This is a genomic window from Streptosporangium sp. NPDC006930 (assembly GCF_040635605.1).
In the GTDB taxonomy this organism is placed as follows: Bacteria; Actinomycetota; Actinomycetes; order Streptosporangiales; family Streptosporangiaceae; genus Streptosporangium.
In genome coordinates this window covers 52065-68376 of sequence record NZ_JBEYID010000030.1, presented here as the reverse complement: position 1 = coordinate 68376, position 16312 = coordinate 52065, and the positions used below count along the sequence as shown (strand labels likewise).

12 protein-coding genes are annotated in these 16312 nt (G+C 70.3%); 9 read left to right on the top strand and 3 right to left on the bottom strand.

The window, feature by feature from the left end:
* Window positions 1–156 precede the first annotated feature (156 nt).
* The 5 genes from ABZ664_RS35785 (at window position 157) to ABZ664_RS35765 (ending at window position 9316) form a co-directional block, all read left to right on the top strand.
* Window positions 157–1638, top strand: a complete 1482-nt coding sequence (locus ABZ664_RS35785; RefSeq protein ID WP_362520566.1) for an alpha/beta fold hydrolase — start codon at window positions 157–159, stop codon at window positions 1636–1638.
* A 185-nt stretch (window positions 1639–1823) separates the two neighbouring features.
* Complete coding sequence (locus ABZ664_RS35780; protein WP_362520668.1) at window positions 1824–2519, top strand: response regulator transcription factor; 696 nt, start codon at window positions 1824–1826, stop codon at window positions 2517–2519.
* Between the two features lie 260 nt (window positions 2520–2779).
* Window positions 2780–4681 (top strand): ABC transporter, encoded by a 1902-nt coding sequence (locus tag ABZ664_RS35775; protein ID WP_362520563.1) that lies wholly within the window; start codon window positions 2780–2782, stop codon window positions 4679–4681.
* Window positions 4678–6408 carry a GTPase gene (locus tag ABZ664_RS35770; RefSeq protein ID WP_362520559.1) on the top strand — a complete coding sequence of 577 codons (1731 nt, stop codon included), beginning with the start codon at window positions 4678–4680 and terminating at the stop codon, window positions 6406–6408. Before ABZ664_RS35775 ends, ABZ664_RS35770 begins: the two co-directional genes overlap by 4 nt.
* A 469-nt stretch (window positions 6409–6877) precedes the next feature.
* The gene (locus ABZ664_RS35765) at window positions 6878–9316 is read left to right on the top strand and encodes a penicillin acylase family protein (protein WP_362520556.1); all 2439 of its coding nucleotides are present in this window, start codon (window positions 6878–6880) and stop codon (window positions 9314–9316) included.
* A 207-nt stretch (window positions 9317–9523) separates the two neighbouring features.
* Here the strand turns inward: ABZ664_RS35765 and ABZ664_RS35760 are convergent, their stop codons facing one another.
* The gene (locus tag ABZ664_RS35760; RefSeq protein ID WP_362520553.1) at window positions 9524–9868 is read right to left on the bottom strand and encodes a DUF1036 domain-containing protein; all 345 of its coding nucleotides are present in this window, start codon (window positions 9866–9868) and stop codon (window positions 9524–9526) included.
* 2 nt (window positions 9869–9870) lie between these two features.
* A complete protein-coding gene (locus ABZ664_RS35755; protein ID WP_362520547.1) occupies window positions 9871–10086 on the bottom strand; it encodes a hypothetical protein in 216 nt (71 codons plus the stop codon).
* A gap of 530 nt (window positions 10087–10616) precedes the next feature.
* Between ABZ664_RS35755 and ABZ664_RS35750 the strand changes: the two genes are divergently transcribed.
* Both ABZ664_RS35750 and ABZ664_RS35745 read left to right on the top strand, forming a co-directional pair.
* The gene (locus ABZ664_RS35750) at window positions 10617–11372 is read left to right on the top strand and encodes an ABC transporter ATP-binding protein (RefSeq protein ID WP_362520544.1); all 756 of its coding nucleotides are present in this window, start codon (window positions 10617–10619) and stop codon (window positions 11370–11372) included.
* Window positions 11357–13156 (top strand): hypothetical protein, encoded by a 1800-nt coding sequence (locus ABZ664_RS35745; RefSeq protein ID WP_362520541.1) that lies wholly within the window; start codon window positions 11357–11359, stop codon window positions 13154–13156. Before ABZ664_RS35750 ends, ABZ664_RS35745 begins: the two co-directional genes overlap by 16 nt.
* Here ABZ664_RS35745 and ABZ664_RS35740 read toward each other — a convergent pair.
* Window positions 13140–13757 (bottom strand): helix-turn-helix domain-containing protein, encoded by a 618-nt coding sequence (locus ABZ664_RS35740; RefSeq protein ID WP_362520665.1) that lies wholly within the window; start codon window positions 13755–13757, stop codon window positions 13140–13142. The two genes, ABZ664_RS35745 and ABZ664_RS35740, sit on opposite strands and share 17 nt — an antisense overlap.
* A 224-nt stretch (window positions 13758–13981) precedes the next feature.
* On the opposite strand from ABZ664_RS35740, the gene ABZ664_RS35735 reads away from it, so the two are divergent.
* Together ABZ664_RS35735 and ABZ664_RS35730 are read left to right on the top strand one after the other, a co-directional pair.
* Entirely contained in the window at window positions 13982–15562 is a 1581-nt protein-coding gene (locus tag ABZ664_RS35735; protein ID WP_362520538.1) for an NCS1 family nucleobase:cation symporter-1, read from the top strand.
* A complete protein-coding gene (locus ABZ664_RS35730; protein WP_362520533.1) occupies window positions 15562–16302 on the top strand; it encodes an aspartate/glutamate racemase family protein in 741 nt (246 codons plus the stop codon). The genes ABZ664_RS35735 and ABZ664_RS35730 overlap by 1 nt, the downstream gene beginning before the upstream one ends.
* Window positions 16303–16312 lie beyond the last annotated feature (10 nt).

Genomic DNA, 16312 nt, shown 5'->3' with positions numbered 1-16312 from the left:
CTTCCCCCCTGACGGACAGCCTGCCGGTGGTCCGCCATCCAGCTTGAGGGACGTTCGTCGGCGAGGACAGCCGAAGATTGCGTGGGGGATATCCCGAGCCAACGCGGAGGATGTCCCGGTGGTGGCGTGTCATCCGTTTTCGCCAGGGTGATCAGCATGATGACAACGAAGAAACGGAGTCTGCGCGGCAGGGCCACATTGCTGGTCGCCGGTATGACGGTGGCGGCGCTGGCGGGAATGATCCCGGCGGCGTCCGCCGCCCAAGGCGGGCAGACCCAGGGCGGGAAGCCGGTGTGGCGAGACTGCGCGGGGCAGGAGATGCCGGCGGGCATGCGGTGCGCCGCGATCGAGGTGCCGGTGGACTGGGCCAGGCCGAACGGACCGAAGATCACGTTGGATCTGGCCCGGCTGCCGGCCACCGAGCCCGCGCGCAGGATCGGCAGCGTGCTGGGTGTCCCCGGCGGTCCCGGGGCCAGGGGGATCGAGGACCTGCAGCTGGTGGCGGGCAGCCTCACCGAGTTGGGGCGCAGGTTCGACCTTGTCGCCTACAACCCCCGCAACGCCGTGTGGCGCGACCGGCTGCCGCAGTCATGCATGCAGCCTGGGACGTCCCTGTCCGACCCTCGTGACGAGAAGGAGTACAGGGCGCTGACCGCGGCGATGACCAAGGCGTTCACCGCGTGCCAGAAAGCGGATAAAACCGGACTGTTCTCCCAGATGGACTCCCTGTCGGTGGCCAGAGACATGGAGGCGGTCCGCAAGAGCCTGGGCGAGGAACGACTGAGCCTCATGGCCAACTCCTACGGAGGGGTGCCCGCCGCCGCCTACGCCCGGCTGTTCCCGCAGCGTATCCGAGCGATGTACCTCGACGGGGCGATCAATCAGGTCGACGGCTGGTCCAACCAGTGGCTGCGAATCCTCCCCCTCCACGAGCGGGCGTTCACCAGGTTCACCACCTGGTGCGCGGACACCCCCGCCTGCGCGCTGCACGGAGAGGACGCCGGGGCGGTCTGGCGCGAGCTCACCCGAGACGCCGATCGCCGGCCGATCCCGGTCACGTCCGAGTTCGGCAAGGAGCTGACCGGATGGCATCTGAGAAACCTCGGTTTCATCGGAGACCCAGGGGAAGGGCACTCTCATTGGCTGGCCTTCGCCGAAGCGGTCGACAAGGCCCGAGGCGGCGACGGGTCCGGTTTCGCTGATTTCGCCCTCGGCAACACGCGGGTGTGGGCCATGCCCGGGACGCTCGCGATGACCTGCGCGGACGGCCGTGGTTACGCCAGTTATGCCCAGCTTCAGGAGTTCCGCAGACAGACGCGGAAGATCTCGCCGAACTTCGGCGGGGGAGCCTCATTCGAGGCCCTGGGGTGCGCCGGTTGGCCGCTCCGGGTCGCCAACCCGCCCCGCCCGCTGCCGACTCGCGGACTGCCGCCGTTCCTGGGGGCCGGCAGCACATGGGGCGACCACGTGTGGACGGAGAGCTTCACCAGGATGATCCCGGGGTCGGTCACCGTCGCCTACGAGGGACCCGGCCATGCGCTGTACCTGATGGGTAAGAAGTGCCCGATCCAACACGCCACCACGTACCTGACCGAGCTGAGACTTCCCAAGCCGGGCACGACCTGCCCTGCCGAATGATCGCCGCCGTACCGGTCGTCGCGGACCCTCGTCTTCACGACCCGCTCGGCGCCGGGCGCCGGTGAACCCGGTCGTGACGGCCGGTACGGCACTCAGTTCCTCCGGGAGGGGGGCTGAAAGGTCTCAGGAAACGTTCAGCCCCGGCTGAGCTGTGTCCCAGAGAGGTGGGCGAGTCTCGGAGTGTGCTGGACAGAGTGGAAGCCCGATTGCTGGTCGTGGACGACGAGCCGAATATCAGGGAGTTGCTCTCGGCCAGCCTGCGCCTGTCAGGGTTCGAGGTGGTGACCGCGGTGGACGGCCGGGAGGCCGTGCACTTCGCCGAGCGCATCCGTCCCGACCTGGTCGTGCTGGACGTGATGCTGCCCGACATGGACGGCTTCGCCGTGGCGGGACGGCTGCGGGAGATGAGCGGGCAGATGCCCGTGCTCTTCCTCACCGCGCGGGACGGCACCGACGACAAGGTGGCAGGGCTGCGGCTGGCCGACGACTACGTGACCAAGCCTTTCAGCCTGGAGGAGGTCCTCGCCCGCATCCGGGCCGTGCTCCGCCGTACCAGGGGAGATCTCGACCTGCCCGTACGCCTGCAGGTCGGCGACCTGGAGCTGGACGAGGAGGCGCACCAGGTCTGGCGCTCCGGCATCCCGGTGCGGCTGTCGCCGACCGAGTTCAAGCTCCTGCACTACTTCATGGTCAACACCGGCAGGGTGCTGTCCAAGGCGCAGATCCTCGATCACGTCTGGAACTACGACTTCGGCGGTGACGCGGGGGTCGTCGAGTCCTACGTCTCCTACCTGCGCCGGAAGGTCGACACGGCCGAGCCCCGGCTCATCCACACGCTTCGCGGGGTCGGCTATGTGCTGCGACCGCCCCACAGTGATTGAATTTTCAGCTGATATTCAGCTCTACATGACCCGTTTCTGAGGTTTGTGTGTTCAAATAGGCATTGCACGACCCCCGATCACCTCGGAGCATCCGACGGGTTCGAGCTCGCCTCCAGCTGCGGGGGAGACGAGCTCGGCATGACCCCCGGGTGAGATCCGAGGGCTGGGCCCCACCGCTTTACCGAGTTCGCCCCCGTAACCCGGTCCAGCGGTGGGGCCAAACACGTCTAGAGGGGCTTCGGCAGGGCAGGATCGACCGTATGGGTGACAACGACGGTCTTCTGGAGACGCTGCGGGAGTTGCGGCGGCACCTCGACCGCGAGCTGTTCCCCCTCACGATCGGCGACGTGGAGGCCGACCGCCGGGCGCTGCGAGAGCTGACCGGCCAGCTCGACGACTACCTGATCCCCCGGCTGAGCGCGATCGACGCTCCGCTGCTCGCCGTCGTCGGCGGATCCACCGGGGCGGGGAAGTCCACGCTGGTGAACTCCCTGGTCGCCGAGGACGTATCCGAGCCGGGGGTGCTGCGGCCCACGACGATGGCCCCCACCCTTGTCACCAGCCCCGTCGACCGCGAGTGGTTCACCGCCCAGAACGTCCTGCCCGGCCTGCCGCGCGTCACCGGGAGCGGCAGGGGCGAGCCCGGCACGCTCCGGATCGTCACCGCCGCGACCGTCCCGCCCGGCCTCGCCCTGCTCGACGCCCCCGACATCGACTCGATCGTCGCCGCGAACCGCGAGCTGGCCGCCCAACTGCTCGCCGCCGCCGACCTGTGGCTGTTCACCACGACCGCCGCCCGGTACGCGGACGAGGTCCCCTGGAGCTTCCTGCGTTCGGCCAGGGAGCGCAGCACGGCCCTCGCCGTCGTCCTGTCCAGGGTTCCTCCCGAGGCGATGGGTGTGGTGCGCAAGGACCTGAACCGGCTGCTCGAGGCGAACGGTCTGGGTGGAACGCACCTTTTCGAGGTGCCCGAGCTGATACTGCCCGACGAGAACGCCCGCCTGCCGCGCCAGGCGGTCCAGCCGATCGCCGACTGGCTCACCACCATCGCCGCCGACTCCCGTTCCCGCGCCGAGGTGGTACGCCAGACCCTGTCCGGCGCGCTGGAGAGCCTCTCCACCCGGGTGCCCGCGCTCGCGGCCGCGGTCGACCGCCAGCACACCGAGGCCGAGGAGCTCCGCTCGATGGCGGACGCCGCCTACGCGGTGGGCCTCGCCTCCTTCGACGAGGGCATGCGGGACGGGTCGCTGCTGCGTGGCGAGGTTCTGGCCCGCTGGCAGGACTTCGTCGGCACCGGCGACCTGATGCGCTCCCTGGAGAGCCGGGTCGGCAGGTTCAGAGACCGGATGGTGGCCTTCGTCACCGGGCGGCCCGCGCCGGAGAGCGAGCTGCGGACCGCGCTGGAGAGCGGCGTGGAGGCACTGATCAGGGCCTCGGCCGACGGCGCCGCCGAACGCCTCCTGGAGTCCTGGTCGTCGCACCCCTCGGGGCGGGCACTCCTCGAACGCGAGGGGGTCGCCGTGGCCGGACGTCTCGGCCGGGCCTCCGCCGACCTGCCCGCGAAGGCGGAGGAGGCCGTGCGGGGCTGGCAGTCGTACGTGCTCGACCTGGTCCGCGAGGAGGGGGCGGACAAGCGCACGACCGCTCGCATCACCTCCTTCGGGCTCAACGGGGCCGGGCTGCTGCTGATGATCGCGGTGTTCGCCTCGACCGGCGGCCTGACCGGCATCGAGGTCGGCATCGCCGGAGGCACCGGCGTGCTCAGCCAGAAGGTCCTGGAGGCCGTCTTCGGCGACCAGGCCGTCCGTGACCTCACCGTCAAGGCCCGCACCGACCTGCGCGCCCGCGCCGCGATCCTCCTCAGCGAGGACGCCGACCGCTTCACCGACCTGCTGGACGCCGCCCAGCCCCCCGAGGGCACCGCGCCCGCCCTGCGCGCCGCCTCCGACGCCGTACGCGAGCACCTGCGCGAGCTCCCCGTCGCGGACCGCCGGGCCGTCCTGCCCACGGGCTCCGTCCCGAGGGCCGTGGAGGAGTCACGGAGGCCGTCCGACGCCCTCCCGCACGCGCCCGACGGCCTCCCACACGCGTCCGGTGATGTCCCTCGCGCGTCCGGCGGTGTTCCGCGAACCACCGGTAAGGGAGAGGCGGGCCAGGCGTGAAGCTGCTGCGACGGGAGAAGGCCGTCTCGCTGGACGACCGGTTGACGGCGCTGGCGCGTGCCACCGATCTGGCCGACGGGAGGCTGGACGCGGAGGCGGTGAGCGCGGCCCGTTCGGTGATCTCCCGCGCCGGGGTACGGGCGAGCCTGTCGGTCGACCACACCGCGGTCGCGCTGGCGGGGGCCACGGGCAGCGGCAAGTCCTCGCTGTTCAACCTGCTGTCCGGCACCTCGCTCGCCACGGTCGGCGTCACCCGCCCGACCACCTCGACCGCCCAGGCCGCCCTCTGGGAGGGCGCCGGCACGGGGCCGCTGCTCGACTGGCTGGAGATCCCCCGCCGCCACGAGCTCCTCGACGTCTCCGGCGGTCCTTCGCCCTCCGCCGACCGGCCGTCGGACGGCTCGGGGCAGGTGGCCCGGATGGACGGGGACGCCGCCGGGCTGATCCTGCTCGACCTGCCCGACCACGACTCGATCGAGCCGTCGCACCGGCTGGAGGTCGACAGGCTCGTCGAGCTGGTCGACCTGCTGGTGTGGGTGCTCGACCCGCAGAAGTACGCCGACGCGGCCGTCCACGACCGCTACCTCCGGCCGCTGGCCAGGCACCGGGGGGTCATGGTCGTCGTACTGAACCAGATCGACCGGCTCTCACCGGCCGCCGCCGAGCGCTGCCTGAAGGACCTCCGGCGGCTCCTCGACGAGGACGGCCTGACCGGTGTCCCGGTGGTCGGGGTGTCCGCCCGTACCGGCGTGGGCATCCCCGAGCTGCGCTCGCTGCTCACCTCCCGGGTCGCCGACCGGCGGTCCTGGTCCGCCCGCCTCGCCGCCGACGCGGGCATGGCGGCCGACGCGCTCCTCCGGGCCTCCGGTGTTGCCCCCGGCGAGACCCCTCCGGGCGTCGCGAGCGGGCCTGACGGCCTGGCGAGGCCGTTGAGGGACGCGCTGTCGCAGGCCGCGGGGGTGCCGGCCGTCGTCGAGGCCGTGGCCAAGTCCCACCGGCACCGTTCGGTCGCCGCCACCGGATGGCCGCCCACCCGATGGGTCCGCCGCCTGCGGCCCGATCCGCTTCGCCGCCTCCGCCTGGACACAGCGAGCAGGTCCGCCGGAGGGTCGGGGGAGCCGGGAGAGCCGCAGGGCGTCGTCGGAAGGACGTCCATCCCCGTCGCGACCGTCGTCCAGCGTTCCCGGATGGACACCGCGATCCGCGAGGCCGCGGGAGCCGCCGCCGAAGGTCTTCCCGCGCCGTGGGCCGCCGCCGTGCGGCAGGCGGCGAGGTCGCACGGGGACGAGCTGGAGGACGGCCTGGACCGGGCGGTGGCCACCACCTCGCTCGGGGTCTCCAAGCGCCCCCTGTGGTGGCGGCTGGCCGGGCTGGCGCAGTGGCTGGCGCTCGCGACGGTGGTCGCCGGAGGGGTCTGGCTGCTCGCCCTGGTCGCCATCGACTATCTCCGACTTCCGCAGCTCTACCTGCCGACCGCCGGAGAACTGCCCTGGCCCACCACGCTGCTGGTCGGGGGCGTGCTGCTCGGCCTGCTGATCGCGCTGCTCTCCCGGGTGGCCGCCTGGTTCGGCGGACGGCGCAGGGCACGCAAGGCGGCGAAGGCACTGCGATCGAGCGTCGACCGGGTCGGCCGCGAGCTGGTGCTGGAGCCCGTGGAAGCGGAGCTGACCAGGTATCGGCACTTCACCGAGGCGCTCACAGTGGCCGGGGACGGAGCCCGCGGGTAGGCGGGCGGTCTTTACGGAGTGCGTGAGCGGGCGGTCGGTCCCCACGGAGTCCACAGGTAGGGCGGGCGGTGCGGGTAGCGGGCGGTCCCGACGGAGCCCGCGGGTAGCGGGCGGTCCGAACAGAGCCCACGGGTAGTGGGCGGCCCTCAGCCGTCGACGTACGGCGGCCCCGATGGTGCTTGTCGTGATGGGGCGCGCTTCTGCGACGGGGCTTCCTCCCGGATGGCGCTTCCTCGTGAAAGAGCTCCCTTGAAGGGGCTCTAAGGGGGGCGAACAAGGGCTGACGGGGCACTGAGGGCGCGCCACAGTTGCGGTGACGGGGGCTGGGGAGCCGCGGCTGTGATGACGGCGTCGTGATCCTTCGCGGGGGCGAACGGACGCGGGAACGCGTGTCCGCGCCCGATGTGCGGCCCGGGCGAGCCCCACATCGCCGGCATGCCTCGTGCTGTCGGCCGACGAGAGGAGCGACATGCGGCGATGGAGGAGGACGGCCTCGTTGCTGGCCGTCTGCGGTGCCCTCGGCACCGGCCTGTTACCGCAGGCGGCGGGCGCGGAAGGGCAGACGGGGGCGGAGAGTTCGGCGGGTAGGCCGGGGCCTGCGGGTACGGAGAGGCCGACGGGCGCGAAAGGGGCGACGGGCGCGGCATCGGTCTTCTCGGTCGCCGGGCTGGAGCGACCGGTGCGGATGCTGGTGGACCGGTGGGGCGTGCCGCACATCTACGCGGAGAACACCGCCGACCTGTATCTCGCGCAGGGGTTCAACGCGGCCCGTGACCGCCTGTTCCAGATCGACCTGTGGCGTCGTCGCGGTCTCGGGCTTCTGTCCGAGGTGCTCGGCCCCGCCTACCTCAAGCAGGACCAGGCGGCCAGGCTGTTCCTCTACCGCGGGGACATGGAGAAGGAGTGGCAGAGCTACGGTCCCGACGCGAAGAAGGCGGCGACCCGGTTCGCCGAGGGGATCAACGCCTACGTCGACTGGCTGAAGCGCACCCCGGAGGCGATGCCGCAGGAGTTTCGCGAGCTGGGGTACGCACCCGCGCGCTGGTCTCCCGAGGACGTCGTCCGGATCCGCAGCCACAGCCTGGTGATGAACCTGACCTCCGAGGTCGACCGCGCCCGCGCGGTCTGCGCGGGCGGCATCGGTGTCGACCCGCTCATGCGCAGGCTTCAGCCCGAGTGGAAGACCGTCGTGCCCGACGGGCTCGACCCGTGCGCGATTCCTCCGGACGTGCTCGGCACCTACCAGCTCGCCACCCAGAGCGTCGTCTTCCAGAACGGTCAGGTCCGCGCGGTCCCCGAGCCGCAGGGGCCCGCCCTCTCCGAGGGCAGCAACGCCTGGGCCGTCGCGCCGGCGCGTAGCACGACGGGGCGTCCGATCCTGGCCAGCGACCCGCACCGGGTGATGAAGGCACCCGCGCTGCGCTACATCACCCACCTGTCGGCACCCGGCCTCGACGTGATCGGGGCGGGGGAGCCCGCCCTGCCCGGCATCTCCATCGGGCACAACGGAACCGTGGCGTTCGGGCTGACCATCTTCGGCATCGATCAGGAGGATCTCTACGTCTACCAGCTCGATCCCGGTGACCCGGGACGCTACCGGTACGGCAAGGGGTGGGAACGCTTCAGGACCGTCACGGAGAACGTGCCGGTCGCGGGTGAGCGGGCACGGCGCACCGAGTTCTCGTTCACCCGCCACGGTCCGGTGATCAAGGTGGACCGGGAGCGGAATCTCGCCTACGCACTGCGTACGACCTGGCTGCAACCGGGCACGACGCCCTATTTCGGCAGCATGAAGTACATGCGTGCGCGTAACTGGAACGAGTTCACGACGGCGATGCGCACCTGGGGTGGGCCGCCGGAGAACCAGATCTACGCCGACGTCGCGGGCAATATCGGGTGGGTTCCGGGCGGTCTGGCACCGAACAGGATCGGGTACGACGGCCTGCTGCCCGTGCCGGGGGACGGCCGTTACGACTGGGACGGTTTCCACGACGGCGCCCGCCTGCCGCGCTCCTACAACCCGGCCAAGGGGATCGTCGCCTCCGCCAACGAGTTCAACATGCCCAAGGACCACCCGTTGAAGGTCGGGTTCGACTCGTGGTCCTCCCCCTACCGGCACGAACGCATCGTCGAGGTGCTCTCCTCCCGGTCGCGCACCTCGCCCGCCGACTCGGCGGCGCTGCAGAGCGACAAGGTCTCCATCCCGGCCCGCAGGCTGGTACGGCTGCTCGCGGGCATCACGAGCGATCAGCCGTCGACGGCGCGGGCGCTCGAACTGCTCCGTACCTACGACGCGGTCACGAGCGCGGACTCGGGGCGGGCAGCCCTGTTCGAGACGTGGTTCAGCGGCCACCTGGAGCCGGCGTTCGCCCGCGAGGTCCTGCCGGAGAACGTGGCGAGGCAGATCCTCATCCACGACCCGCTGCTGCTCTTCGACGCGATGGACAACCCTGACCGGTGGTTCGGCGCCGGGGGAACGGCGGTGCGGGACCGCATTCTCAAGACCTCGCTCGCGGCGGCCTACGACGAGTTGGTCGGTCGGCTCGGCCCCGATCCGGCCACCTGGAAGTGGGGCGACATCCAGCGGGTCACGTTCGGGCATCCGACGGGCAAGGATGTGGGCCCCTTCCCGCGCGGTGGTTCCTGGAACACCGTGGAGGCGTCGAACTATCTGCCGGGCAGTTACGTCCCTCTGTCGGGCCCCACGTTCAAGATGGTGCTCGACGTCGGCAACTGGGACAGGTCTCAGGCGATCAACGCTCCCGGCCAGTCGGGTGACCCTCGGAGCCCGCACTATCGCGACCTGGCGGAACCCTGGCAGAAGGGGGAGTATTTCCCGCTGCTCTACAGCCGCGCCGCCGTGGAACTCAATGCGAAGGACCGTTTCCTGCTCACCCCGCGTCGCTGAATCCTCGGAGCCGGGATGCCCGACATCTGAACCTGGATTTTGACGCGGGTCGCCTGGCTGGGATCGAGCGCCTCCTGTGCGTAGGGGGGACGGACCCTGAGAAGGGAATTTTGGTATCCGTCTCTCAGGAGGCGCTCATCCGCGTCCGCTCTCACTGTGGCGCGGGGCCGGTCAGGGCCGGGCGGCGCGTCAGGTGAGGGGAGCGCGTCAGGCGGTGAGATTCACGTAGTAGCGCGCATAACCGTTCATGTCGACGAGTCGGGTGCCGACGCGCCTCGCGGCGGTGCTGCCGATGTTGATGCAGGAGTCGAAGGCGTTCTGGTAGACGTACATCGGGCCGTAGGAGCCGGTCCAGACGGCTCCGTTGGCGGCTTCTGCGTAGAAGGCGGCGTAACGGTTGTCGGTGTTGAGGACGAACGCCTCACCGCCCGGGTCGATGGGCCACCAGCCCCGGGTGCCCCACTGGCCGTAGTCACGGCAGCCGTCGGGGCTGTAGAACATGATCGCGACCCACACCTTGGAGGTGTAGCGGTTGCGGAAGTGCAACTGCATCTCTACTCCTCCTCTTCCGGTTCCGTGAATCGCGCGGCGAGGGGTCTGTCGTCGATCGGCTGGTCGGCGATGGGAGGCAGGTGGTCGCCGGTCTTCGCGACGACGGCGGCGCGGTCGGCCGCCCCCGGTCGCTCACTCGTCTCGCCCGTCTTGGCCGACTCCGCGTCCGCGAACGCCACCCGAGGGTCGGGAGGGCGCTCTGTGCCGTTTTCCGGCATGGTGCTCACCTACATTCGTTGAGTTCGTAGAGTGATCGCTTGATAACATACAGTCACTTTCAAGGTCATGTAAAGAATCGTTTTCATTTCCGTCGGCAGCCCTGCGGCATGACGGCCGCAGGGCTGTCACCGGTCCGCGGAGACCTGGCGAATGCCCGGAGCGTTCAGCGCCCTCGTCCCGTCAACGGCCGAGTCTCCGGTGTCGGCGCACCGGGAGGGGCGGGAAGAACAGGGCGGGCCACGGCAAGCCCGTCGTTGACCCTCCAAGAGGGCATTAAACGCGAAACGGGTGCATAGGTCATGTGGTGGCCCGGCCTCACGTCGGGTGCCGGGCGAAGGACCGGGCCATGTCGGGTCGCGAACAGGTCGAGGCGGGTGGTGGATCGGTCTGCGAGAGTGACCGCACACTCCCTATGGCGACGGGCTGGATCTAGTCGGTAAGTTCTCAAACGCCCATATTTGTTGATCTCTGTCCCGGCCACTTCGCGTGCGAACGACCGACTTCTTCATCCCGCGATCCGGAGTACCCCATGCCCGCAGCACTTGAGATCCACGGTCTGTGCAAGACCTTCGGCGAGAAGGTCGCCGTCGATCACGTGGATCTGAACATCCCCCAGGGCTCCTTCTACGGGCTCGTCGGCCAGAACGGCGCCGGCAAGACCACCACCCTGTCCATGGCCGTCGGCCTGCTCCGCCCCGACGAGGGCCACGCGCGGATCTTCGGCGCCGACGTCTGGTCCGACCCGGCCACGGCCAAGACGCTGGTCGGCGTACTGCCGGACGGGATGGCCATGCCCGAACGGCTCACCGGCAGGGAGGTACTGACCTATCTGGGGCTGCTCCGCGGGCTGCCGCGCGAGGTCGTCGACCAGCGCGCCGAGGAACTGCTGTCGGTGCTGGAGCTCGACGAGGCGGAGAAGACGCTCGTCATCGAGTACTCCACCGGGATGCGCAAGAAGATCGGCCTGGCGACCGCCCTGCTGCACGCGCCGAGGCTGCTCGTGCTCGACGAGCCCTTCGAGGCCGTGGACCCGGTGTCCGCCGCGACGATCAAGACGATCCTGCGCGGCTTCGTGGCCGGTGGCGGGTCCATCGTGCTCTCCAGTCACGTCATGGCCCTGGTGGAGCAGCTCTGCGACCACGTCGCGGTGATCGACAAGGGCAGGGTGGCCGCCGCGGGTTCCCTGGACGAGGTCCGCGGAACGGGCTCCCTCGAGGACACCTTCGTCGGCCTGGTCGGCACCGCCGACGGCGGGGTGAAGGAGCTGACGTGGCTGTCGAGCTGACCATGGTCAACATGAAGGTGGCCGTGCTCCGTCACTCGATGACCGGGCAGCGGGCCGGCTTCGTCGCGATGGGCGCGGTGGTCGGCCTGATCCTCGCGGCCGGCACGATCTTCGTGGCCCTCTCCCTTCCGGAGCTGCTCCCGGCCGTCTACGCGGTCTGGATGCTGGGCTGGATCTTCGGTCCCGTCTTCGCCGGTGGTGGTGACGAGACGCTCCGCCCGGAGTACTTCACGCTGCTCGGCCTGCGACCGCGCCGCCTGGCCTCGGGACTGCTCCTGGCGGCCTTCGTCGGGGTGGCGCCCGTGATCAGCCTGCTCGCCCTGACCGGGCTCACCGTCTTCGGCGTACGCCAGGGTGTCGCGGCCGCGCTCGTCTCGGTCCCCGCGCTGCTGCTCCAACTCGCGATGTTCGTCCTGCTCTCCCGGGTCGCGGTCGCCCTGCTCGGCCTGGCCCTGCGCTCCCGCGTGGGTGCGATCGGCGCCGGCCTGACCAACGGCCTGATCCTGGCCTTCCTGGGTCAGATCTGGGTCGTCTTCGTGGCGCTCGGCGAGACGAACGGCATTCCGCCGGTGGTGACGACGGTGACTCGCTACCTGCCCTCCGGCTGGGGGACGGTCGCGGTCGAGGCGGCCGCGTCCGCAGAATGGGTGCGGGCCTCGGCCGCCCTCGGCGGGATGGCGCTGCTCGTGGTCCTGCTGCTGGCCGCGTGGGCGGCGCTGCTCGCCCGCAGGGCCGGGGCGTCCAGGGCGGCGACGAGGGGGCGCCGGCCGATCCGGGCCACCACCGCTTCGGGTGCCGTACTCGCCAAGGAGTTGCGCACCTGGTCGCGTGACCTGGTGCGTACGCACCAGCTGACCTTCGCCTTCGCCTACGGTGTGTCCTTCGCCGCGGCCCCGCTGCTGATGGGCTGGACGGGGATGCTGCCCTGGGCGGGCCCGCTGTTCGTCGTGATGGCCGCGGCGATGTCGGCGAACCTCTACGGCACCGACGGCACCGCGCTGTGGCTCACGCTCATGACGCCCGGCGCGAGCGACGTCCGCGGGCGGCAGCACGCGTGGCTGCTCACCGTCGCGCCCGTCGCCGTCGCGCTGACGGTCTCCCTCGCCGCGGTCACCGGCGGGCCGTGGCCCATGCTGCTCGCCGTCCTCCTCGCCCTGCTGGGCGGCGGCGCCGGACTGGTCCCCCTGGTCTCGGTGTACGGGCTCATCCCGGGCACCGACCCGCACCGGCGCGGCGGCAACCCGTTGCGCTCCACGGAGGAGGACGGCGCGGTCACCGGCATGGTGTACGCGGTGCTGGCGCTGACGGCCTTCACCGCGGCTCCCGCGGCGATCGCGGCCGGGTTCCTCGGCTGGGCGGGCGTGGCCGTCGGCGTCCTGACGGGGGCTCTGTGTTACTGGGGGTTCGGGCTGCTCGCCGAGCGGCGGCTGTTCGAGCGGGGACCCGAACTGCTCGACACGATGCGCACCGGCCGCAGGCCCGCCCCGAAGCCGGGCGCGCACGGACGGCTCCCCTTCGACTCCCTGCCGCGCCACGAACAGATCATCATCGGGTTCTGCTTCACGGTCGGTGCGATCCCGCTGTTCCCGCAGGGACTGCTGGCCGGCTATCTCAAAGTCTCGGAGAGCCCGACGCGCTCGTGGTTTCTCGCCCTCTACCTGCCTCCGTGGCTGCAGTGGCCCACGATCGTGTTCATGGTCCTGCTGGGGGTGGCCCTCTACACGACGGGCGTGGTCCTCTCCTATCGCCGTAAGGAGTCTCCGACGATCAGTGATGGACGATGAGCCAGGTCGCGACGGCGGTGACGGTCTCCGAGCGGTTGCCGATGATGTGGGGGCGGCTGCACGGGAAGGTGATGGAGTCGCCCTCGGCGAGGGTGACGACCTCGGACTCGAAGTCGATGGTGAGCTCGCCCCTGGTCACGGTCCCGACCTCGTAGCCCTCGTGCTTGAGGAAGTGGCCGTGCGCGTTGGAGATCGAGTTCGGCGGATAGGTCGACTCGAAGAACTCGACGTCGGGTGAGGGGGCGGGCGAGAGCCTGCGGAAGGTGATGCCGCCGCTGAGCCGGATGGGGGCGACCTCCCACGAGCGCCGGATGGCGAACCCGGGGGGTGCGCTCGGCCCCGCCGGGTCGGCGTCGGGCGCCTCCGCGGTGTCGAACACGGCCGCGAGGGGCACGCCGATCGCGGAGACGAAGGCGATGAGCCTGCTGACGGACGGCCGCATCGTGCCGAGCTCGATCTGGGAGACGGCGCTGGGCGAGATGCCGAGCTCGCGCGCCAGGGCGCGCAGCGACATACCCGATCGGAGCCGCAGTTCGCGGAGCCTGCGGCCGAGGTGCTCGTTCGTGATCGCCTCGATCTCCGCGCCGGGTTCCGGGGTCATGGCTGTCACGGCCTCCACACCAATTGTCACAAGGCCTTTACGCGGCCGAAATTAGGGGTCGGGTGTCAAGGCATACATTGACGGCAGCTGTTAAGTGACCACTTAACAGCCCACGCCACAGCCCCTGCGGGGGCGACTGCGTCAATCCCGAGCACCTTCCGCCCTGGCACACCCGCGCGCGGGACACACCGGTCTCCCGCACCGTACCCCCCACGGAAGCCGACATGACCGAACACAGCGCACCGTCCCAGCCGAAACTACACGACGTCGTAGAGGCCGCGGGCATGCCCGTCGGCGACGGCCTCGTCAAGCCCGACTACGACCCCCGGCTCGCGAACGAGGACCTCGCCCCGCTCCGCGAGCAGAGATGGTCCTCCTACAACATCTTCGCCTTCTGGATGTCCGACGTGCACAGCGTCGGCGGCTACGTCACCGCGGGCAGCCTGTTCGCCCTCGGGCTGGCGAGCTGGCAGGTCCTCCTCGCCCTGATCGTGGGCATCGTCATCGTGAACGTGTTCTGCAACCTGGTCGCCAAGCCGAGCCAGGTCACCGGCGTGCCGTACCCGGTCATCAACCGGGCGATCTTCGGGGTGCGCGGCGCGAACATCCCCGCCATCATCCGCGGGCTCATCGCGATCGCCTGGTACGGGGTGCAGACCTACCTCGCCTCCCAGTCGCTCATCATCATCTTCCTCAAGTTCTGGCCCGCGTCGGCGTCGCTGAACGAGGGCGGCTTCCTCGGCCTGTCCGCGCTCGGCTACATCTGCTACGCCATCCTCTGGGTGGCACAGGCGGCCGTGTTCTGGAGGGGCATGGAGGCGATCAGGCGGTTCATCGACTGGGCGGGGCCCGCCGTGTACGTCGTCATGGTCGTGCTCGCCGTCTACCTGGTCAGCCAGGCAGGCTGGGAGAACATCAGCCTCGACCTCTCCGCGGGCGAGAACCTCGACTTCGGCGCGTCCATCCCGGTCATGCTCAGCGCGATCGCCCTCGTCGTCTCGTACTTCTCGGGGCCGATGCTGAACTTCGGTGACTTCTCCCGGTACGGGAAGTCGTTCGCGGCGGTGAAGAAGGGCAACTTCCTCGGGCTGCCGATCAACTTCCTGTTCTTCTCGCTGCTCACGGTGATCACCGCGTCGGCGACCGTGCCCGTGTTCGGCGAGCTCATCACCGACCCCATCCACACGGTCGAGCGCATCGACACACCGTTCGCGATCCTGCTGGGCGGGCTCACCTTCGTCATCGCGACGATCGGCATCAACATCGTCGCGAACTTCATCTCCCCGGCGTTCGACTTCTCCAACGTGAACCCGCAGAAGATCAGCTGGCGGACCGGCGGCATGATCGCGGCGGTCGGCTCCGTGCTGCTCACGCCGTGGAACTGGTACAGCAATCCCGACGCCATCCACTACACGCTCGGCATCCTCGGCGCCCTGATCGGGCCGCTGTTCGGGATCCTGATCTCCGGCTACTACATCGTGAGCCGCCAGCGGATCTGGGTGGACGACATGTTCACCCTCGAACCGACCGGCCGCTACTTCTTCCAGGGCGGCTACAACCCCAACGCGGTCTGGGCGACGGTCCTCAGCGGGGTCCCCGCGATCGTGTCGGTGCTCGTGCCGAAGATGCTGCTCGACCTGGAGCTCACCACGATCGACGTGACCTGGATCGCCGACTACAGCTGGTTCGTCGGCTGCGGGCTCGGGTTCGTGGCGTTCACCGTGCTGGAGCGGATGTCGCCGAGGATCGGCGGTCTCGACCGTGACACCGACCGGGTGTCGGACGGCACGACCCTGGTCGGTTGATGAACCGCGTCGAACTCCGGGTGATCAACCCCAACACCGCCCGGGCCATGACCGAGAACATCGGCCGGTGCGCCCGGGCGGTCGCGGCGCCGTCCACCGTCGTCACGGCCGTGAACCCGGCGATGGGCCCGGAGTCGATCGAGAGCCACTACGACGAGGCCCTCGCCGTGCCCGGCCTGCTGACGGAGATCGCGGCGGGCGAGGCGGCGGGGGCGGACGGATACGTCATCGCCTGCTTCGGAGACCCCGGCCTCGACGCCGCCCGCGAGCTCGCCTCGGGGCCGGTGGTCGGGATCGCCGAGGCGGCCATGCACGCCGCCACCCTGGTCGGCCGCAGCTTCAGTGTCGTGACGACCCTCGCCAGGACCACGGGCCGGGCGTGGGACCTCGCCACCCGGTACGGCTTCGCGGGCGCGTGCCGGGGGGTGCACGCCTGCGACATCCCCGTACTTGAGCTGGACGACCCCTCCTCGGACGCGCGCAAGGTGGTGACCGCCCTGTGCGCGGAGGCCGTGGAACGGGACGGATGCGACTCGATCGTGCTCGGCTGCGCGGGCATGGCCTCCTTCTGCGCGGACGTCTCCCGCGCCGTCGGCGTCCCGGTGATCGACGGCGTCACCGTGGCGACCAAGCTCGTCGAGTCGCTCGTCTCCCTCGGCCTGCGGACGAGCACCCGAGGCGAGTTCGCCCCTCCCCGCCCCAAGAGGTACACGGGTCTGCTCCGCGACTTCTCCGTCTGACGTACGAGAC